Origin of the sequence: Streptomyces sp. NPDC052687, assembly GCF_040678395.1 — a bacterium.
Lineage (GTDB): Bacteria > Actinomycetota > Actinomycetes > Streptomycetales > Streptomycetaceae > Streptomyces.
Map to the genome: position 1 here is coordinate 240,695 of NZ_JBFATR010000002.1, position 20,256 is coordinate 260,950.

Sequence of the window (20,256 nt, forward strand, 5' to 3'; positions counted from 1 at the left end):
ACCCGTTGTGACACCTCACCCCGTAGGTGTGACGATCTCCCCTCCTGCTGTCGGACCCACCTGGCAAGATGGACGTCGCGCCAACGCCTGAGGGGGGCGCTGTCCGGGCAGGCCGCCAGCACAGTGAGGGAATGATCGCCTGATGTCGACCACCGAGCTCTTCCTCCGGGATGTCATCGACATCAAGGAGGACGTCCACGCGGGCGATTTCAAGGTCGACCTCTCCCAGGGCTTCCACGAGGCCGACGAGCGGGTGGCGGAGTACGTCGTCACCGAGCAGCTGCAGAAGGCGTTCCGCAAGGCGCTCGGCATCGTCGCGAAGGCGGTGCGCACGGGCGACTCGCACGCCGCGTACCTGCACGGCTCGTTCGGTGCCGGTAAGAGCCACTTCCTCACCGTGCTGCACGCCGTGCTCAACGGCCACGAGGGCGCTCTGGACAAGCCGGGGCTGAAGGAGGTCGTCGCCGAGCACCGGGACTGGCTGGGCGGCAGCCGGTTCCTGATGATCCCGTACCACCTGGTCGGATCGACCGACCTCGACTCGGCGCTGCTCGGCGGGTACGTCCACACCGTGCGGGAGCTGCACCCGGAGGCGGCGACCCCCGCCGTCTACCGGTCGGACGCGCTGCTCGCCGACGCGGACCGGCAGCGCAGGTTCCTCGGCGACGACGACAAGTTCCGGCAGTGGCTCGGCGCCGGGGCGGCGGCCACCGCCCCCGGCGGGGGCGGGGCGTCCGGTGCGGACGACGAGGACGACCTGCCGGGCATCGACGGAGGAGCCGACCTGCCCGGCACGGGCGGCTGGAGCACCGCCGAGCTGGACCGGGCCTTCGCCGCGCCGCCCGGCAGCCAGGAGCGGGAGCGGCTGGTGTCGGCGCTGCTGACCGGGCCCATGGCCGCGTACACGCAGGCCGCCCGCGGCGACGCGCAGTCCTTCATCCCGCTGGAGAACGGCCTGAAGGTCATCTCCCGCCACGCCCAGTCGCTCGGCTACGACGGCGTCGTCCTCTTCCTCGACGAGCTGATCCTGTGGCTCCAGGCGCACATGGGCGACCAGGACTTCGTCCGCGACCAGGTGCAGCGGCTGGTCAAGCTGATCGAGTCCGCCGACAGCGGCCGGCCCGTGCCGATCGTCTCCTTCATCTCCCGCCAGCGCGACCTGTCCCAGCTGATCGGCTCCGACGTGGCGGGTGCCGACGTGCAGAACCTGGAACAGCAGGTCGACTACCTCGCAGGCCGGATCGACGTCGTGGAGCTGGAGGACAGCAACCTCGTCGAGATCATCAAGCACCGGGTGCTCGCCCCGCGTCCGGGCATGGAGCAGGTGCGCGACGACGCGTTCAAGATCGTCGAGTCGTCGCAGGACGAGGTGCGGCAGGTCCTGCTCGACGCGCAGGGGCGCACCGAGGCGAGCTGGGACGACTTCCGCACCCTGTACCCGCTGTCCCCGGCCCTGCTCAACGTGCTGGTCGACCTGTCCGGTGCGCTCCAGCGCGAGCGGACCGGTCTCAAACTGGTGCAGGAGCTGCTGCGGCGCCACCGCGACGACCTGCGGCTCGGCCAGCTCATCCCGATCGGCGACCTGTGGGACGTGATCGCCGAACGGACCGGTGAGGCGTTCACCGCCAAGCTCCGCAAGGAGTCGGAGATCGCGCACCGCTTCCACGCCCGCGTCCGCGAGCACCTGCTGACCAAGTACGGCTCGGCGGACGACAAGCGCTTCCAGACCGACGAGCGGCTGGTCAAGACGCTGCTGCTGGCCTCCCTCGCGCCCAACGTGCCCGCCCTGACCCGGCTCACCGGCGGCCGGCTCGCCGCGCTGAACCACGGAACCATCAGGACCCGGGTGGGCGACGCGGGCGCCGTCGCCGTCAAGCGCCTCCAGGAGCTCCAGGCCGAGGGCTTCGACGGCGAGCTGCGCAGCGAGGGCGACCCCGCCGACCCCGTCTTCCACCTGCACCTGTCCGACCTGGACGTCGAGCCGCTGCTGGAGGAGGTGCAGGGCGTCGCCGACCAGGACGGCTACCGCCGCCAGTGGATCAAGGACCAGCTGTGGGCGGCCCTGGGCATCCCCGACACCCAGGCGTTCGTCTGCGAGCGGACCGTCGTCTGGCGCGGCACCAAGCGCACCGTCGAGTTCGTCTTCGGCAACGTCCGCGACCCGCACCTGCCCGACGCCGAGTTCGCGCCGCAGACCCAGGGCAACATCCGCTTCGTCTTCGACTACCCCTTCGACGACCACGGCCGCTCGCCGATGGACGACGTGCAGCGGGTGGAACGGCTGAAGCGCGCCGGGAAGACGGCGCCGACGATCGTCTGGCTGCCGCACTTCCTGTCCGAGCAGAAGGCCCGCAGCCTCGGACGCCTTTTGAAGATCAACTACCTGCTGGAGCGCGACCGGCTCGACGACCACACGGCGACCCGCCCCGCCGAGGAACGCATCCAGATCCGCAACCAGCTCAAGGCGTCCCGCGACAGCCTCACCACCCAGCTCACCGACGCCCTGCTGCAGCTGTACGGCATCAACAAGGCCGAGCCGGGCACCGCGGGCGCCGAGGTCCCCGAGGGCCACCACCTGATCTCGCTCCAGCCCGGCTTCACCCGCACCCGGCCCGAACCGGCCGTCGGCTTCGAGGAGAACCTCTTCCTGCTCGCCGACGGGCTCCTCGGCGCCCGCCACCCCAAGCACCCCGACTTCGACCCGCGGCTCACCCGCAAGGCCATTACCACCGGCGAGCTGAAGACCACCCTCGAATGGATCACGAGGGCGATGGAGGACGGCTCCCGGCGCGTCGTGGTCGACAGCCGGCACCTGCCCGTCGTCCGCCGGATCGCGCACGCCCTCCAGCTCGGCGAGGTCCACGAGGGGCCGCTGAACGTCACCACCGACTGGCGCCTGCGCATCAACAAGAAGGCCGCCGAGACCCCCGACGCCGGCCCGGACCTGTCCGTGGAGGACATCCGCGACTGGATCGAGGAGCTCGGCTACACCGGCCTCGACCGCCACGTCGGCAACCTGATCATCGCCACGTACGCCCTGCTCGACGACCGCACCTGGGTCTACCAGACCTCGCCGCTGCCCAAGGCACCGGAGCTGGAGCGGATCGGCCCCGGATACGGGCTGAGGGCCGTGGAACTGCCCACCGAGGACGAGTTCCACACCGCGCTCGGCCGCGCCGGGACGATCTTCGGCAAGACCGTCTCGCGGGTCCTGTTCGCCCGCAACGTCGCCCGGCTCGCCGAAGGCGTGCGCGCGGTCGCGGAGGAACACCGCGTGGCCCTCGGCGAGGTGCGCACCCTGCTGACCGAGAACGCCCACCACCTCGGACTGACCGGCGCCGACGCGCCCCGCCTGAAGTCCACCAAGGCCGCCGCCGACCTCGTCGCCCGGCTGCTGCGCACCACCGGACCGGCCGCGTGCGTGCGGGAGCTGGCCGCCGCCGCGTACGACGTGACCGACGAGGAGATCGCGGGCGCCCTGCGGCACGCCCCGGAGGTCGCCGCCGCGCTGCGCGGTACCACGTGGTCCCTGCTGGAGGACGTGCGCCGCGACATCGCCGTCCGCCAGGACAGCCTCGGCGAGCGGGCCACCCGGTTCCTGGACGAGGTGCGCCGCGCCGCCCGCGAGCACGAGCAGACCGTCTCGCTCGTGCCCGTCCTGGACCGGCTCCCGGACACCGTCATGACCCTGATGCGCGAGGCCACCCGCCTCGCGCAGCCGGCGCAGCCGGTCACTCCGCCCGTGGCGCCGGTCACGCCGGAGCCGACCGCCGAGGACGTCAGCCTCACCGACCACGGCAAGCCCTCCGTCCCCTCGACACCCACGCCGGACCAGTCCTCCACGCCGGACGACGCCCCCCGCGGCAGGGGCGGTACAGCGGCCGTCGTTCCGGCACAGACCGGTCGCCGGCCCGCCGTCCACCTCATCGAGCCCACCCGGCTCGAGGCGTCGCTGGCCACCACGGTCGCCGAGATCGACGCGGAGATCCGCGCCTACCTCGCCGCCCACCCCGGCACCCGCATCCAGGTCACCTGGCAGCCGGTCACCGACACCGGGGCCGGGTCCGACGGTTCCGCCGGGACCACGGCGGAACCGGGCGAAGGGACCGCCGGCTGATGGCCCCGGCCCTGCCCCGGGTGGGCCGCCGCACCGTCGAGGCCCTGCTCGCCGCGAACGCCAAGGACCTGGGCGAGCGCAGCCTCGTGCTCGTCCACGGCCGGTACGCGCCCGGCGCCCCGCCCCGGTTCACCGTCACCCTGGACGGCGAGGCGCGGCGGGTCCGGGTACGGGACGAAACCTCCGTCCTCGGCGTCGTCGCCGCCCTGCACGAGCACCGGAGCACAGCCACATCCTCCGACGTGCTCGTGGTGACCACGGGCGTCGACGACGAGCAGCTCGGCTGGGACGTGCGCGGCAGGGCCGTACGACGCAAGACCCTCACCGTCGAGAACGCCGAGGTCGTCCTCCAGCGCTTCGGCGCCACCGCCCTCGACCCGCGGATGTACCGCGAGCGGTGGCTCCTGGAAGCCCTCGTCGAAGCGGAGCCCGCCGAAGACGGCTGGCCGCGCGTCGGCGGAGTGCTGACCCGCGACGCGGCCCTGCGCGCCCTGACCGCCGAACGACTCGGCCTGCGCGCGGTGCACGCCTCCTCCGGCCAGGACGGGCAGGTCACCCTCGACGCCGACACGCTGCTCGCCTGGTCGCGCACACCCGCCGGACCCCGGCGGTTCGCCGAACTGGGCGCCACCGAACGCGCGGAACTGAAGAAGTGGCTCGCGGAAGTAGCCGGACCGGCCGTCCCCGTCCTGCTGTCCCTCGCCGAGGCCGGACTCGGCCACGACGCCCTGCCGCTCGGACTGCTCGGCGCGGCACTGCGGGACCCCGCCGCCCAGCCCGACACCGTGCTCGCCCTCGGCGGACTGTTCGGGCAGGTCATGCCCCGGCGGTCGGAACTCGCCGTGTTCACCGACGCCGTGGAGGGAACCCTCACCCGCTGGATCGCCGACGCCCGGACCAGCCATGACGCCCGCCTGCGCGTCGTCGCCGTACTGCACCGGGCCGACGAGCTGGCCGACAAGGCGGCCCTCACCCCGGGACTCACCGCGAGCCGCTTCCTCCCCTCCAGCTTTACCGCGCAACTGCGCCGGACCGTCGCGGAAGCCCGCCGTTCCCCGGCCGCCGGCGAGGCTGCGCTGGCCGACCTGCTCGGCCACGCCCTGGCCGGCCTCCGCCCGGACCACGTCCAGGCCGCCGAGACGGCCGTACGGGTGGCGCGCTGGCTCAGCGGCCCCGAGCCCGCCGTCACCGGCGTGGCCACCGCCGTACGGGCCCATGTCTCCGACTGGGGCTGGGTGGACCGGGCGCTCACCGTGCTGTGGGCGGGCGACCCCGACGGCGACCTGGAGACCGGCCGGGACCTGCGCGCCCTCTACGAACAGGCACGTGAGCGCAGACAGCGCCTCGATCAGGAGTTCGCCCGGAGGCTCGTCTCCTGGGCCGCGCACGCCACCGCCCAGTACCCCGACGGCTGCCTCGTCGTCGAGAACGTGCTGGACACCGTCGTCCGCCCGCTGACCGGGCAGGCCGCTCCGCTCCTCCTCGTCCTCGACGGCATGAGCAGCGCGGTCGCCGCCCAGCTCGGCGAGGAGGCGGAACGCGACGGCTGGCGCGAGATCGTGCCGCGTCCGGAGCCCGGTCAGTCCCCCGCACGGCTCGCCGCCGTCTCGATGCTGCCGTCCGTCACCCGCGTCAGCCGCGCCTCCCTGCTGGCGGGCGAGGCGGCCGACGGCGGCCAGTCGGCCGAGACGAGCGGCTTCACCGCCTTCTGGAAACGGCGGCGCAAGGCCGCGGCCCTCTTCCACAAGGCCGCCATCGGCGGCGAGGCGGGCCACGCGCTGTCCCACGAGCTGATGACCGCCCTCGCCTCGGACGAGGTGGTGGGCGTGGTCCTCAACACTATCGACGAGGCACTGGACAACGGCCGGCACGGCCGCGGCACCACCTGGTCCCTGGCCGACGTCACGCACCTGCGCGAACTGCTCGCAGGTGCCCGCAGCTACGGCCGCCCGGTCGTCATCGTCGCCGACCACGGACACGTCCTGGAGCGCGGCAGCCGCGCCGACGCCCCGACGGCCGCCGACGGCGCGGAGTCCGCCCGTTGGCGTACCGGTGATGTGGCGGGGGAAGGGGAGATCGCCGTCCGCGGCCCGAGGGTCCGAGAGGGCGGGGGAGCGGTGATCCTGCCGTGGCGCGAGGACATCCGCTACACCGGGCGGCGCGCCGGGTACCACGGTGGAGCCTCCCTGGCCGAAGTCACCGTCCCGGTGCTCGTCCTGCTTCCGGCCGGGGAGGAAACCCCGAAGGACTGGGTGCCGCTCCCGCGCGAGCTGTCCACGCCGGGCTGGTGGCGGACGCGGGCCGCCGGTGACGGCCCGGAGCCCGCCGCCGTGACGGCTGCCCGGCTCGCAACGCCGGAGCAGTCCACGCCCGCGCGGCCCGCACCCTCCGAGGGTGCGCCGGCCACCGGGGCACGGCCGTCCGCCCGGACGGAAGCCGCACCGCCGGCGGAGGAGTCGCTGGGAAGCAGGGTGGTGAGCAGCGAGGTGTACGCGGCTCAGAAGGAGTATGTCCGCAAAGCGCCCGAGGCGAAGGTGGTGGCCGCGGTCGTCGACGCGCTCGTCACCGCGGGCGGGACGATGTCCCCGGCCGCCCTCGCCGCGGCGATCTCCGCGACCGGGCGGGTCCGCCGCAACATCGAGGGCTTCGTCGCCACGGTGCAGCGACTGCTGAACGTCGAGGGGTATCCCGTCCTCGGATTCATCGACGGCGGACACGCGGTCAAGCTCGACGTGCCGCTGCTGCGCGGGCAGTTCCTGCCCGAACCGGAGGAAGGCGAAGCGGAGGAGGCAGCGAGTCACAAGGAGGAGCAGGCGTGACCGACCCCGCCCCCGTCAGCGCCGTCCGGCGCCGCGAGGTCATCGACGCCCTGCGGCGCGGCACGGTGCCGCAGTCCGGCCTCGACCTGTTCGCGGTCGGACTGGACCGGTTCGAAGCAGCCCTCGACGACGACCTGGCCACCGTCGCCCGCGGTGGTGCCGCCTTCCACGCCGTCCGCGGCGACTACGGCTCCGGCAAGACCTTCTTCGCCCGCTGGCTGGCCGAACGGGCCAAACGCGCAGGACTCGCCACCGCGGAGGTGCAGATCTCCGAGACCGAGACACCGCTGCACCGGCTGGAGACCGTCTACCGCCGGCTCACCGAGCGTCTGGCCACCGCCACCCACCAGCCCAGCGCACTGCGCGCGGTCGTCGACTCATGGTTCTACACCCTGGAGGAAGAAGTCCTCGACGGCTCGGAGATCGACGAGGACGACGAAGCAGCCCTCACCGCGTCCGTGGACACGCTGATGGAACGCCGGCTCGCGGACGTCGCCCGCACCACACCCGCGTTCGCCGCCGCCCTGCGCGGCTACCGCCGCGCCGTCACCACCGGGGACGGCGCGACGGCGGAAGCTCTGATCGCCTGGCTCGGCGGCCAGAAGTCCGTGGCCGCGTCCGCCCGCCGGACCGCGGGAGTGCGCGGAGACCTGGACCACTTCGCCGCCCTCGGCTTCCTCCAGGGACTGCTGACCGTTCTGCGCGACTGCGGCCACCCGGGGCTGCTCCTCGTACTCGACGAGACGGAGACCCTGCAACGCGTCCGCGGCGACGTCCGGGAGAAGGGTCTCAACGCACTGCGCCAGCTCCTCGACGAGATCGACGCCGGCCGCTTCCCCGGTCTCTTCCTCGTCATCACCGGAACCCCCGCGTTCTACGACGGACAGCAGGGCGTCCAGCGGCTCCCGCCCCTGGCCCAGCGGCTCGCCACCGACTTCACCACGGACGCCCGCTTCGACTCGCCCCGCGCCGTCCAGCTCCGCCTGCCCGGCTTCGACCTCCCGAGCCTGGGAGAACTCGGCCGCAAGGTGCGGGACCTCTACCGGGGAGCGGCCCGCCACCCCGAGCGGGTCACCGCGCGGGTCGACGACGCCTACGTCGGCGAACTCGCCACCGCCGTAACCGGAGGTCTGGGCGGCAACGTCGGCATCGCCCCCCGCGTCTTCCTGCGCAAGCTCGTCGCCGACGTCCTCGACCGCGTCGACGAGTTCGAGGACTTCGACCCGCGCAAGCACTACCAGCTCACCCTCTCCGCAGGTGAGCTGACGGACACCGAGCGCAACGCCGCGGCCGATCGGGCGGACGACATCGAGCTGGAACTGCCGTGACCGCCGCCGACGGCCTGGAGCCGGCGCTGGTCCACCACATCGTCAACACCCTGGGCTGGAAGGACCTGCGCCCGCTTCAAAAGGCCGCCGTCGCCCCGTTGACGACAGGAGACGACGCCCTGCTGCTGGCCCCGACGGCCGGCGGCAAGACCGAAGCCGCCTGCTTCCCCCTCCTGTCCCGGATGCACGTCCAGGACTGGTCCGGCACGTCGGTGCTGTACGTATGTCCCCTCAAAGCACTGCTGAACAACCTGCTTCCGCGCGTGGAGACCTACACCGCCTGGCTCGGCCGGACCGCGGCCCTGTGGCACGGCGACACACCGGCCGGCGCCCGGCGCCGCATCCTCGCGGCCCGGCCCGACGTGCTGCTGACTACCCCCGAGTCACTGGAAGCCATGCTGGTCAGCGTCAACGTCGATCACGCGTCCTTCTTTTCCGGGCTGCGGGCCGTGGTCGTCGACGAGGTCCACGCCTTCGCCGGAGACGACCGCGGATGGCACCTGCTCGCCGTGCTGGAGCGCCTGCAGAAAGTGGTGGGCCGTTCCCTTCAGCGCGTCGGTCTCTCCGCGACCGTCGGCAACCCCGATGCTCTGCTGACCTGGCTCCAGGGATCGGGAGCAGGGCGGCGCCCAGGTCATGTGGTCGCGCCCCACCTGGCCGAGGCACAGCCGGCGCCGGCTTCCGTACCGCCGGGTGACATCCAGCTTGATTACGTCGGCTCGCTCGACAATGCGGCCACCGTCATCAGCGCTCTTCACAGGGGGGAGAAGAGGCTCGTCTTCTGCGAGTCGCGGCGCTTGGTCGAGGAACTGGGCGCCAAGCTGCGGGCTAAAGGTGTGACCACGTTCCTCTCGCACGCCTCCCTCTCCCTCGACGAACGCAGACGCGCGGAAACCGCGTTCGCGGAGGCGCGCGACTGCGTCATCATCGCCACGAGCACCCTGGAACTGGGCATCGACGTCGGCGACCTGGACCGGGTCATCCAGATCGACGCGCCCACCTCGGTCGCCTCCTTCCTGCAGCGCCTGGGCCGTACGGGGCGTCGCCCTAGAACGACCCGCAACTGCCTCTTCCTCACCCTCGACCAAGGCGGTCTCCTGGCCGCTGCGGGGTTGCTCCTCCAGTGGTCGCGAGGCTGGGTGGAACCAGTGACGGCGCCGCCCGAGCCCCGGCACATCGTCGCCCAGCAACTGCTCGCCCTCTGCCTTCAGGAACACCGCGTCGGAGACCAACTCTGGCAGGAGTGGTGGAACGGCTTGGGACCGTTCGGAGGGTCGGCCGAGCCGATCGTCCGCCATCTGGTCGAGGAGGGATACCTGGACCAGGACGGCGGCATGCTGTTCATCGGCCCTGAGGCCGAACGACGCTTCGGCCACCGCCACTTCATAAACCTCACCGCCGTCTTCACCGCGCCCCCGCAGTTCACTGTCCTGCAGGGCCGCACCGAGATCGGCCGCACCGACCCCGCCCTGCTCACCGAGCGGGTCGCCGGCCCCCGCAGACTCCTCCTCGCCGGCCGCAGCTGGCAGGTCACCTACATCGACTGGCACCGCAAACGCTGTTTCGTCGAGCCGGTCGACGGCGGCGGGAAGGCCAAGTGGAGCGGCTCCGGCTTCAGTCAGGGCACCTCCTTCGAGGTCACCCGCGCCGTGCGCGAGGTGTTGCTCGGCACGGACCCGCCCGTCACCCTGACCCAACGCGCCACCACCACGCTCAAGGAGGCGCGTGAGGTCTTCCTGGAGAAGGTCCACCCGGGCGGCACGTTGATCGTGCATGATGAATCGGGTCAGCTTCGCTGGTGGACCTGGGCAGGTCACCGCGCGAACGCGACGCTGGCGGCCACGCTGGAGGGAATCGCCGTACCGGCTCAGCGCATCAACGATCACTGGGTCCGTCTGCGGGAAGACCTCACGCCACCCGTGTGGAAGGAAGCCCTGAACGAGGCTCCGGACCGGCTATGCCTTCCCGCAGTCGACGAACGGGCGGTACGAGGGCTGAAGTTCGGGGATGCGTTGCCGCCACGCCTGGCGGAGGCGACGCTGTCGGCCCGACTGGCGGACCTGTCTGCCGCTACAGCAGTACTTGCCGAGCCCGTGCGTTTCGTCTCCGTTCATACGTGAAGCGGTTCATCGCGGAGGCGAAAGCGACACCGTGCTCCGGATCGGCGAAGGCGAGCGAGTCCGCTCGGCCGGTGGGCCGAAAGAGCTGGGGCGGACTGAAAAAGTTAACCGCCGATTACGTCAAGGGCGTGGCGGAGTACCTCCCCGAGGAGGTGTATCCCCTGCTCGATGGACTGGGCGCTGCTGTCGCCGCTGGCTACCACAGTGAGGGGATGGCTCATCCGCCGGTGTCCCTCCGCGGCGATCTGCCCGTTGATCTGCCTCGCACTGGCCGCCGGTGCCGAGTGAGGTGGTCGGGAACTTGATGAGAACGGCATCTTCTACGTCGATACGGACGCGGGGCTGGTTGGCGGCCCCGGGTCGCACTTCTCGGCGCGATGGTCCAGCGCTTGGGGCACCGCCCAGGTGACCGCGACGTCAGGCTCCTCGACCCGCCGGAAGAAGTCGGTCCGGTACAGGAGCCGACCGCTTGAACCTGCGTCGACTGGGCTCCGAGGCGTCGGACTCCTGGGACGTGCCACCAGCGCTTCTTGCGAGCCGGATTCCGAAGCCAGCTCCAAAACACTCCCGGGAACCACTCAGGGGCCCGACCCGCGATGCGGATCAGGCCCCTGACCTGGTACTTGCCTGTCGGGGTGGCGGGATTTGAACCCACGACCTCTTCGTCCCGAACGAAGCGCGCTGCCAAGCTGCGCTACACCCCGATGTCGCTGCTTGTCGCGGCGACGTCGTTTACTTTAGCCCACTGGCGGCTGGAGACGAAATCCGGTTTTCGAACGGTGGCGGAGCGGGTTGGGGCGGGCGTGGTCGAGGGCCACGAGGAGGACGGCGAGGCCGTAGAAGGACAGGCCGAGGAGGAGGGCGTTGCCGAGGACGCCCTTGTAGCCGTGGGCCTCGACGTCGAGGAACGGGTAGAGGTAGCGGGCCGGGGTGCCGGGGAGGAGCAGCTCGCCGCGGAGGAAGGAGAAGGCCAGGTAGGCCAGGGGGTAGAGGAGCCAGCTGGGGGCCTGGCGCAGGCGCAGGGTGCCGGGGGTGGTCATCAGGAGCCAGTCGATCACCGCCGCGGCCGGTACGGCGGTGTGCAGGAGGTGGTTGGCCACCGAGTGCCAGAGGGTGGTGGCCGCCGGGGCGTCCGTCATCGTGAACGGGGTCGTCGTGTGCACCAGGAGCAGGTGGTACACGAGCGCCGCGATGAGCGTGTAGAGGAGCACCGAGCCGGTCAGCGCCGGCGGCAGCGGGCGGCGGGCCGTCCAGGCCTTGCGGGCCGAGAGGAGCATGACCGGCGCCAGCAGGATGCTGCTCTGGATGGTGAAGTAGCCGAGCACGCGCAGCGGACTGCCGAGCAGCAGGTAGATCGTCACGCCCGTGATCGCCGCCAGGGCGGTCAGGAGCCGGAAGACGGCGATCAGGGGGCGGCGTACGGGCTCCACCACCGCCGTGGCCGGGACGGGGGAGGGCAGCAGCGCGGGCATGCCCGGGATCGCGGGGAGATCCGGGATGTCCCTGGGTATCGGGGCGGTCATGCCCCTCACGGTAAGGAAATCGGGCGAAACGGGCGATTCGGGTGGGCTGGGTGGGTGAGTGGGCTGAGGGCGGCCTGGCCCCGTTCGTGTCCCGCCGAGCCATCTGCCGCCGGGCCCTCTGTCCGCTCAGCCCTCCCCGCCGCGCCCGCTGCTTCCGCTACTCCCGCCCCACCAGCGTCAGCAGTGTCGCCTCCGGCGGGCACGCGAACCGTACCGGCGTGTAGCGGTTCGTGCCGCAGCCCGCCGAGACGTGCAGATACGCCGTACGGCCCTCCGCGGTGTGCGTGGAGAGGCCCTTCACGCGGTCGGTGTCCAGGTCGCAGTTGGTGACCAGCGCGCCGTAGAAGGGGATGCAGAGCTGGCCGCCGTGGGTGTGGCCGGCCAGGATCAGGGGGTAGTCGTCGGCGGTGAAGGCGTCCAGGGTGCGCAGGTACGGGGCGTGCACCACGCCCATCGCGAAGTCGGCCGTGCCGGAGGGGCCGCCCGCGACCTGCGCGTAGCGGTCGCGCTTGATGTGCGGGTCGTCCAGGCCCGTCAGCTCCACCGAGACCCCGTCGATCTTCAGCGTGCCCCGGGTATTGGTCAGGTTGAGCCAGCCCGCGGCGTCGAAGCCGTCGCGCAGGTTCTCCCACGGGTTGTGGACCACACCCGTGGCGGGCGGGTTGCCGTTCAGACCGTGACGGCCCTGGACCTTCTCGATCAGGTAGCGGGCGGGGTTGCGCAGCTTGGGGCCGTAGTAGTCGTTGGAGCCGAAGACGTACGCCCCCGGGAACTCCATCAGGGGGCCGAGCGCGTCCAGGACCTCGGGGACGCCTTCCGGGTCGGACAGGTTGTCGCCCGTGTTGATCACGAAGTCGGGGCGCAGGCCCGCCAGCGAGCGCAGCCAGCGCTGCTTCTTGCGCTGCCCGCTCACCATGTGGATGTCGGAGACCTGGAGCACGCGCAGGGGGCGCATCCCGGCAGGGAGGACGGGGACCGTGACCCGTCGCAGACGGAAGGAGCGGGCTTCGAAACCCGCCGAGTAGAGCAGTCCGGCGGCGCCAACCGCCGCGATTCCCAGGGGAACTCCGTATCGCGCGCGCATACGCCCATCGTGTCAGACCTGATGGGCCGTCCGTGCGCGGGGACGGTCGCGGGGACCGGCGCGGGGAGGAGGCGAGGGCGGGGGGCGGGTACGGGCGAGGGGACGGGCCGCCGGAAATGTGCGGGCGTCCCGGTGCCGGGACCTGCGACAATCAAGCCCATGACCACGCTCAAGTCGAAGCTGCAGGAAGACCTCAACGCCGCGATCAAGGAGCGCGACGAGCTGCGCTCCTCGACGCTCCGGCTGACGCTCGCCGCGATCACCAAGGAGGAGGTCGCGGGCAAGGAGAAGCGCGACCTCTCCGACGACGAGGTGCTGAAGGTGATCACCCGCGAGGCCAAGAAGCGGCGGGAGGCGGCCGACGCGTTCGCGCAGGGTGGTCGGGCCGAGCAGGCCGAGCGGGAGAAGGCGGAGGGCGAGGTGCTCGCCGCCTACCTGCCCAAGCAGCTCAGCGACGAGGAGCTGCACCAGATCGTCGCCCAGGCCGTGGAGGAGGCGAAGGCCGCCGGGGCCGAGGGGCCGCGGGCCATGGGCGCGGTCATGAAGATCGTCAACCCGAAGGTGGCCGGCCAGGCCGAGGGCGGGCGGGTCGCCGCCGCCGTGAAGAAGGCCCTCGCGGGCTGAACCGCCGAGGCAACGACGAGGCTTACGACGACGGGGGCGCCCTCCAGCGAGGAGGGCGCCCCCGTCGTCGTACCGCACGTACCGCACGTACCGCACGCACCGCAGGAAACGCACGACCGCACGTGCACACCTGCTCTACGGCCAGGTGCCCCCGTTCCCGTTGCCGTTGTTCCCGCCGTTGCCGTTGCCCTCGAACCAGCCCTCGGGGATGGAGAAGGACGGCTGCGGCTCGGCGCCCCCGGTCGTACCGCCGGTGGTGGTGCCGCCCGTGGTGAGGCCGCCGCCGGTGGTGAGGCCGGCGATCAGGCCGCCGCCGGGGCCGTTCCCGTTGCCCCGGCCGTCCCCGTTGCCGTTGTCGTCGTCACCGCTGTCGCGATCGCGGTCCCGCTCCCGGCCGCGGTCGCGGTCGCCGTCGGGGATGTCGACCAGGCTGAAGGACGGAGCCTCCCTGTTCGCCAGCGCGCCGGTCATGGCGTCGCGCCAGATCGGGCCCGGCACCTCACCGCCGTAGACCTTGGGGTGCCACCGGCCGCCGATGGTGATGTCGACCATCTTGACCTGCTGGGTGGCGCTGCCGACCCAGACCGCGCCGGCCAGGTTCGGGGTGTAGCCGACGAACCAGGCGTTGCGGCGCTCGTCCGTCGTACCCGTCTTGCCCGCGCTCTCGCGGCTGGTCAGGCCGGCCTGCTGGCCCGTACCGGAGTCGACCACGCCGCGCAGCAGGGTGTTGACGGTGTCCGCGGTCTTCTCGGACATGGCCCGCGAGCAGGTCGACTTCGGAACCTGCAGGGACTTCTGCTGGTCGCCGATCTTCTTCGTGATCGACTCGATCGCGATCGGCGTGCAGTACATGCCGCGGGCGGCGAACGCGGCGTACGCGGTGGCCATCGTCAGCGGGGAGATGCCCTTGGAGCCGAGCGAGATCGCGGGGACCTCCGGCAGCTTCTCGCCGTTGCCCTGCACCACGTCCAGCGCGTCGAGCGTCTTCATGACCGGGCACATGCCGATGTCGGAGATCATCTGGACGAAGTAGGTGTTGACCGACTTCGCCATCGCCTCCTTCAGTCGGTACGGGCCGACCTCGGACTCGTCCTCGTTCTCCACGCGCGCGCGCTCGGTGTTGACCCAGGGCTTGCCGTCGCAGGTCTGGACGGGGCTCGGGTACTCCATGTCGTACGGCGACGAGTACTCCTGCGTCGGCGGGCGGCCCTCCTCCAGCGCCGCCGCCGCGACGAACGGCTTGAACGTCGAACCGGTCGGGAAGCCGTAGTTCGAGCCGCCCATGTCGCTGCCGACCGAGTAGTTGATCTCGGTCTCGTTGTCGCCGTAGCCGAACGGCTTCGACTGGCCCATGCCGAGGATCTTGCCGGTGCCGGGCTCGACCAGGGTGACGGCCGCGGCGACGGAGTCCGACTGGTTCACGTGGTCCGCGAGCGAGTCCTGCACCGACTCCTGCGCCTGCGGGTCGAGGGTGGTGCGGATGGTCAGGCCGCCCTGGAACCAGAGCTTGGCCCGCTCCTCCTTCGTCTCGCCGAAGACCGGGTCGTTGAGGAAGACCTTCTCGACGTACTTGCAGAAGAAGCTGGCGCCCTTGACCGCGGTGATGCAGCCGTTCTTCGGGCGGCTGACGTCCAGGCCGAGCGGCTTCTTCTTGGCCCGGTCGGCGTCGGCCTGGGAGATGTCGCCGACGTCGGCCATGCGCTGCAGCACGACGTTACGGCGCTTGGTGGCCTCAGCCTCGTCGTTCACCGGGTCGTACCGGCTCGGCGACTGGACGATGCCGGCGAGGAGGGCGGCCTCCTCCAGCTTCAGGTCCTTGGCGTGCTTGGAGAAGTACCGCTGGGAGGCGGCCTCGACGCCGTAGGCCTGCTGGCCGAAGAACGTGATGTTCAGGTAGTTCTCGAGGATCTTCTTCTTGCCCAGCTCCTCCTCGACCTGGATCGCGTACTTCAGCTCCTTGATCTTGCGGCCGAGGGTCTGCTGGGTGGCCTGCGCGACCTTCGTCGGGTCGTCGCCGGCCTCCTCCACGAAGACGTTCTTCACATACTGCTGGGTCAGCGTCGAGGCGCCCTCCGCGACCCCGCCGCTCTGCGCGTTCTTGTTGAGGGCGCGCAGGACGCCCTTCAGGTCGATCGCGCCGTGCTGGTAGAAGCGGGCGTCCTCGATCGCGATGATCGCCTTCTGCATGTACGGCGAGATGTCCTGGAGCTCGACCACCGTGCGGTCGCGCGAGTACACCGTGGCGAGGGTGTCGCCCTGGGCGTCGAGGATCGTGGTGCGCTGGCTGAGCGGCGGCGTCTTCATGTTGGCGGGGATCTCGTCGAATCCCTCGACCGTGCCCTTCGCCGCGAGCCCCAGCGCGCCGATGGCGGGCAGCGCGATGCCGGCCATGACGGCTCCCGCGAGCACACTGACACCGAGGAACTTGGCGGCCTGCTGCGTTGGCGACAGACCCCCGCCCGAGCGCTTCTTTGCCATGAGGGCAGCCTACGTTCTCATTCGCCGGACACGCGTATATGCCTTGGCCTAAGCTGCTCTCGACTGTCACAGCGGTGGGGCCACGTATCCATACGTCCGGCGACGGCGAAACGTTCCCGGACCGGTCCGGCGACTTCTCGGAGTGCTGCCCGACGGGGTGTTGAGGGCGTGTCCGAATCCGCCTTGTGTGTCACCCGGCGCCCGTTGTGGCGCACCTGAAACATCCGGGATTGCCGGGATTGCCGCGCATGTCGCAGGCTCACTCCCCCGGGTGATCTGCCGCTTGCGCATAGTCCGTTCGGGCCATTCAAGATTGGGCCCGAAGGGGGTGTTGCGCTGTGCCCACCTTCCGTAACGTCCTCAACTGGCGGCGGTGAATATGCCGCTGCCGCCGTGGGGGAGCCTCGATTCGGGAGAGGACGGCGCCGGTATGGGCTGGGTAACCGACTGGAGTGCGCAGGCGGCCTGCCGCACTACCGATCCGGATGAACTGTTCGTTCAGGGAGCAGCGCAGAACAGGGCCAAGGCGGTGTGCACCGGATGTCCGGTGCGGACCGAGTGCCTGGCCGACGCGCTCGACAACCGCGTCGAGTTCGGCGTGTGGGGAGGGATGACGGAACGGGAGCGCCGCGCACTGCTGCGCAGGCGGCCCACCGTGACCTCCTGGCGCCGGCTGCTGGAGACGGCTCGTACGGAGTACGAGCGGGGCGCCGGGCTGGTGCCTCTAGACGACGACCAGGTGTACGAGAACTACGCCGCGGTGAGCTGAGCGGGGCGGGACCCTGCGGGGCTTCGGTCGGCGGGGTTCGTGTGCCGTTGCCGGCCGTGCGGGCCTCCGTTGGGAGCTTCGGCCGGTGCCGTGGCGTACGGCTCGTCGTTCACCTGCTCTGAGCGGTGAGCGGTGGGTCGTGAGTGGTGGGTCGTGAGGGGTGTGCCGTCGGCGCGGTGTGCCGTCGAAGCCGCAGCGAGTCCACTCGTACGGCTCCCGTCTCACGTGCCCGGACTCACGTGCTCGGTCTCACTGCTGGGTTTCACGTGCTCGGTCTCACGCGCCCTCCGGTGTGTCCTCCGCCGGCTCCGGTGGCCGGTAGGTGGCCAGCCGGTCGCCGATGGCTCGCAGTCCCGCGAGATCGTGTACGTCGCCGGGCAGCGCGGCCACTTCGGCCACCGCCACCTCGGGGTGGCGCGCGACGAAGCGGTCACGGGTGCGCTGCTCGCGGGCGATCAGGTGCATGCGCTCGGCGTGCAGCCGCAGCAGACGTGCGGTGAGGCGGTCGACGGACTGCCGCTCGTCGCCGCCTTCCTCGGGGGCACGTTCGGGGTCTTCGAAGTCCAGGGCGGTGGGGGAGCCGTCGTCGGGAGCCGAACTGCCATATGTGTCAGGAGAGTTACGAAGTCCAGCCTTCCCTCCCCCCTGATCCACAATGCGGGAGTCCTCAAGATTTTCCGCGGCGGCGAGCGCCCGCTCGGCCGACAGCCGGCCGGCGCCGCTGCCGTGCACCCGGTTGAGCACCAGCCCGGCGAGCGGCATGTCCTCCGCGGCCAGCCGCTCCACGAAGTACGCGGCCTCGCGCAGCGCGTCCCGCTCCGGCGCCGCGACCACCAGGAACGCCGTCCCGGGTGCCTGGAGCAGCCGGTAGGTGGCGTCCGCGCGGGTGCGGAAACCGCCGAACGTGGTGTCCATGGCGGCGACGAACGTCTGGACGTCCTTCAGCAGCTGCCCGCCGAGCACCTTGCCCAGCGCGCCCGTCATCATCGACATGCCGACGTTCAGGAACTTCATCCCCGCGCGGCCGCCCATCTTCGCCGGCGCCAGCAGGACGCGGATCAGCCTGCCGTCCAGGAAGGAGCCGAGCCGCTTGGGCGCGTCGAGGAAGTCCAGCGCGGAGCGCGAGGGCGGCGTGTCGACGACGATCAGGTCCCACTCGTCCCGCGAGCGCAGCTGCCCCAGCTTCTCCATCGCCATGTACTCCTGCGTGCCCGCGAAGCCCGCCGAGAGCGACTGGTAGAAGGGGTTGGCCAGGATCGCGGCGGCCCGCTCGGGGTCCGCGTGCGCCTCGACGATCTCGTCGAAGGTGCGCTTCATGTCGAGCATCATCGCGTGCAGCTCGCCGTCGCCCTCGACGCCCTTGACCCGGCGCGGGGTGTTGTCGAGGGAGTCGATGCCCATGGACTGGGCGAGCCGGCGCGCCGGGTCGATGGTGAGCACGACCACCTTCCGGCCGCGCTCGGCCGCGCGCAGGCCCAGCGCCGCCGCCGTGGTCGTCTTGCCGACGCCGCCGGAGCCGCAGCAGACCACGATCCGGGTCTTCGGGTCGTCGAGCAGCGGGTCGACCTCGAGCACGCGCGCGGGGGCGAGGCGCGCGTGGGGCGGGGTGGGCTCCGGGCTCATGTCATCCCCTGCTTCCGCAGCTCGGTGGCGAGTTCGTACAGGCCCGCCAGGTCCATGCCCTCGGCGAGCAGCGGCAGTTCGTGCAGCGGCAGGCCCAGCTCGGTGAGGACGGCGCGCTGCTCGCGCTCCAGGGTGTACCGCTCGGCGTACTCGTCGGCCTGGGCGAGCAGCGGGTCGACCAGCCGCTCGGCGTGCCCGCCGCGGCGGTCGCCGCCGAGCCCGGCGGCCGACAGCGCGCGGGCGACCTCGGGGTGCGCGACGGTGCGTACGCGCTCCAGGTCGGCCGCGTCGAGCAGGTGCGGGCGGACCATGTTGACGACGACGCGGCCCACCGGCAGCCCGGCCGCGCGCAGTTCGGCGATGCCGTCGGCGGTCTCCTGGACCGGCATCTCCTCCAGGAGCGTCACCAGGTGCACCGCGGTCTCGGCGGACTTCAGCACCCGCATCACGGCCTGCGCCTGATTGTGTATGGGGCCGATCCGGGCGAGCCCGGCCACCTCGTCGTTGACGTTGAGGAAGCGGGTGACGCGGCCGGTGGGCGGCGCGTCCATGACGACGTGGTCGTACACGAACCGGCCCGACTTGTCCTTGCGCCGGACCGCCTCGCAGGCCTTGCCGGTGAGGAGGACGTCCCGCAGGCCGGGCGCGATGGTGGTGGCGAAGTCGATGGCGCCGAGTTTCTTCAGGGCCCGTCCGGCGCTCCCGAGTTTGTAGAACATCTGGAGGTAGTCCAGAAGGGCCAGTTCTGGATCGATGGCGAGGGCGAACACCTCCCCGCCCCCGGGCGCGACGGCGATCTTCCGCTCCTCATAGGGCAGCGCCTCCGTCTCGAATAGCTGTGCGATTCCCTGGCGACCCTCGACCTCGATGAGGAGCGTCCGCTTCCCCTCCGTGGCCAGGGCCAGCGCGAGGGCTGCGGCGACCGTCGTCTTTCCGGTCCCGCCCTTGCCGCTGACGACCTGGAGCCTGCTCACGCCTTCGAGCGTAACCAGTCCGCGCCCGGCCCGAACGGGAGGCTGTGGACAACGCCCTCCGCGGCCGCCCGCCGGCCCCTTCCGCGACAGCGGCTACAGTCGCCCCATGACCAAGTGGGAATACGCAACCGTGCCGCTGCTCGTCCATGCCACGAAGCAGATTCTGGACACCTGGGGCGAGGACGGCTGGGAGCTCGTCCAGGTCGTGCCCGGGCCGAACAACCCCGAGCAGCTGGTGGCCTACCTGAAGCGGCCGAAGCCGGGGACGCAGGCGTGAGCGCGGTCGAGGCGAAGCTCGCGGAGCTGGGGCTGTCGCTGCCGGACGTCGTCCCGCCGCTGGCCGCGTACCAGCCGGCCGTGCAGTCCGGGCCGTACGTGTACACCGCCGGCCAGCTGCCGATGGTGGACGGCAAGCTGCCCGTCACCGGCAAGGTCGGCGCCGAGGTCACGCCGGAGGAGGCCAAGGAGCTGGCCCGCACCTGCGCCCTCAACGCCCTGGCCGCCGTGAAGTCGGTCGCGGGCGACCTGGACCGCATCGCGCGCGTCGTGAAGGTCGTCGGCTTCGTGGCCTCGGCCGCGGACTTCACCGGCCAGCCGGGTGTCCTCAACGGTGCCAGCGAGCTGCTCGGCGAGGTGCTGGGCGACAAGGGCGTCCACGCGCGCAGCGCGGTCGGCGTGGCGGTGCTGCCGCTGGACGCGCCGGTGGAGGTCGAGATCCAGGTCGAGCTGACCCAGCCGTAGCCTTCCCCCGGCAGCCGTGATCGTCCGGCTCTCGAACACGCGCGCGTTACGGGATA

The 20,256-nt window shown here is 71.5% G+C and carries 13 protein-coding genes and 1 tRNA gene; 8 read left to right on the forward strand and 6 right to left on the reverse strand.

The window, feature by feature from the left end; genetic code table 11:
* Positions 1-142 precede the first annotated feature (142 nt).
* Genes AB0K92_RS03980 through AB0K92_RS03995 form a run of 4 tightly spaced genes read left to right on the forward strand, consistent with a single transcriptional unit; the run spans position 143 to position 10,384 of the window.
* Complete coding sequence (locus AB0K92_RS03980) at positions 143-4,117, forward strand: PglY protein (protein ID WP_365919133.1); 3,975 nt, start codon at positions 143-145, stop codon at positions 4,115-4,117.
* Positions 4,117-6,936, forward strand: coding sequence for a BREX-2 system phosphatase PglZ (pglZ, locus tag AB0K92_RS03985; protein ID WP_365919135.1), 2,820 nt, complete (start codon positions 4,117-4,119; stop codon positions 6,934-6,936). The genes AB0K92_RS03980 and pglZ overlap by 1 nt, the downstream gene beginning before the upstream one ends.
* On the forward strand, positions 6,933-8,264 hold the full coding sequence (brxD, locus tag AB0K92_RS03990; protein WP_365919137.1) for a BREX system ATP-binding protein BrxD: 1,332 nt from the start codon (positions 6,933-6,935) through the stop codon (positions 8,262-8,264). Before pglZ ends, brxD begins: the two co-directional genes overlap by 4 nt.
* Positions 8,261-10,384, forward strand: coding sequence for a DEAD/DEAH box helicase (locus AB0K92_RS03995; RefSeq protein ID WP_365919139.1), 2,124 nt, complete (start codon positions 8,261-8,263; stop codon positions 10,382-10,384). The genes brxD and AB0K92_RS03995 overlap by 4 nt, the downstream gene beginning before the upstream one ends.
* A gap of 630 nt (positions 10,385-11,014) precedes the next feature.
* Here AB0K92_RS03995 and AB0K92_RS04000 read toward each other — a convergent pair.
* The 3 genes from AB0K92_RS04000 to AB0K92_RS04010 all read right to left on the reverse strand — a co-directional run bounded on the left by AB0K92_RS04000 (position 11,015) and on the right by AB0K92_RS04010 (position 12,991).
* Positions 11,015-11,088, reverse strand: a tRNA-Pro gene (locus AB0K92_RS04000).
* A gap of 33 nt (positions 11,089-11,121) precedes the next feature.
* Positions 11,122-11,907: a Pr6Pr family membrane protein gene (locus tag AB0K92_RS04005; protein WP_365919141.1), complete on the reverse strand. Its 786-nt coding sequence runs from the start codon at positions 11,905-11,907 to the stop codon at positions 11,122-11,124.
* 157 nt (positions 11,908-12,064) lie between these two features.
* Positions 12,065-12,991: a metallophosphoesterase gene (locus AB0K92_RS04010; protein ID WP_365919143.1), complete on the reverse strand. Its 927-nt coding sequence runs from the start codon at positions 12,989-12,991 to the stop codon at positions 12,065-12,067.
* 159 nt (positions 12,992-13,150) lie between these two features.
* Here AB0K92_RS04010 and AB0K92_RS04015 point away from each other — a divergent pair, with 159 nt between their 5' ends.
* Positions 13,151-13,615 carry a GatB/YqeY domain-containing protein gene (locus AB0K92_RS04015; RefSeq protein ID WP_166000922.1) on the forward strand — a complete coding sequence of 155 codons (465 nt, stop codon included), beginning with the start codon at positions 13,151-13,153 and terminating at the stop codon, positions 13,613-13,615.
* A gap of 135 nt (positions 13,616-13,750) precedes the next feature.
* On the opposite strand, the gene AB0K92_RS04020 is transcribed toward AB0K92_RS04015, so the two are convergent.
* On the reverse strand, positions 13,751-16,093 hold the full coding sequence (locus AB0K92_RS04020; protein ID WP_365919146.1) for a transglycosylase domain-containing protein: 2,343 nt from the start codon (positions 16,091-16,093) through the stop codon (positions 13,751-13,753).
* A 430-nt stretch (positions 16,094-16,523) separates the two neighbouring features.
* Here AB0K92_RS04020 and wblA point away from each other — a divergent pair, with 430 nt between their 5' ends.
* Positions 16,524-16,862 (forward strand): transcriptional regulator WblA, encoded by a 339-nt coding sequence (gene wblA / locus AB0K92_RS04025; RefSeq protein ID WP_063608098.1) that lies wholly within the window; start codon positions 16,524-16,526, stop codon positions 16,860-16,862.
* Positions 16,863-17,138: 276 nt separating this feature from the next.
* Here the strand turns inward: wblA and AB0K92_RS04030 are convergent, their stop codons facing one another.
* Both AB0K92_RS04030 and AB0K92_RS04035 read right to left on the reverse strand, forming a co-directional pair.
* Positions 17,139-18,485: an ArsA family ATPase gene (locus AB0K92_RS04030; RefSeq protein ID WP_365919148.1), complete on the reverse strand. Its 1,347-nt coding sequence runs from the start codon at positions 18,483-18,485 to the stop codon at positions 17,139-17,141.
* On the reverse strand, positions 18,482-19,459 hold the full coding sequence (locus tag AB0K92_RS04035; protein ID WP_365919150.1) for an ArsA-related P-loop ATPase: 978 nt from the start codon (positions 19,457-19,459) through the stop codon (positions 18,482-18,484). The genes AB0K92_RS04030 and AB0K92_RS04035 overlap by 4 nt, the downstream gene beginning before the upstream one ends.
* A 106-nt stretch (positions 19,460-19,565) precedes the next feature.
* Here AB0K92_RS04035 and AB0K92_RS04040 point away from each other — a divergent pair, with 106 nt between their 5' ends.
* Together AB0K92_RS04040 and AB0K92_RS04045 are read left to right on the forward strand one after the other, a co-directional pair.
* Positions 19,566-19,736, forward strand: a complete 171-nt coding sequence (locus AB0K92_RS04040) for a DUF4177 domain-containing protein (RefSeq protein WP_166000930.1) — start codon at positions 19,566-19,568, stop codon at positions 19,734-19,736.
* Positions 19,733-20,200 (forward strand): RidA family protein, encoded by a 468-nt coding sequence (locus AB0K92_RS04045; RefSeq protein ID WP_166000932.1) that lies wholly within the window; start codon positions 19,733-19,735, stop codon positions 20,198-20,200. Before AB0K92_RS04040 ends, AB0K92_RS04045 begins: the two co-directional genes overlap by 4 nt.
* Positions 20,201-20,256 lie beyond the last annotated feature (56 nt).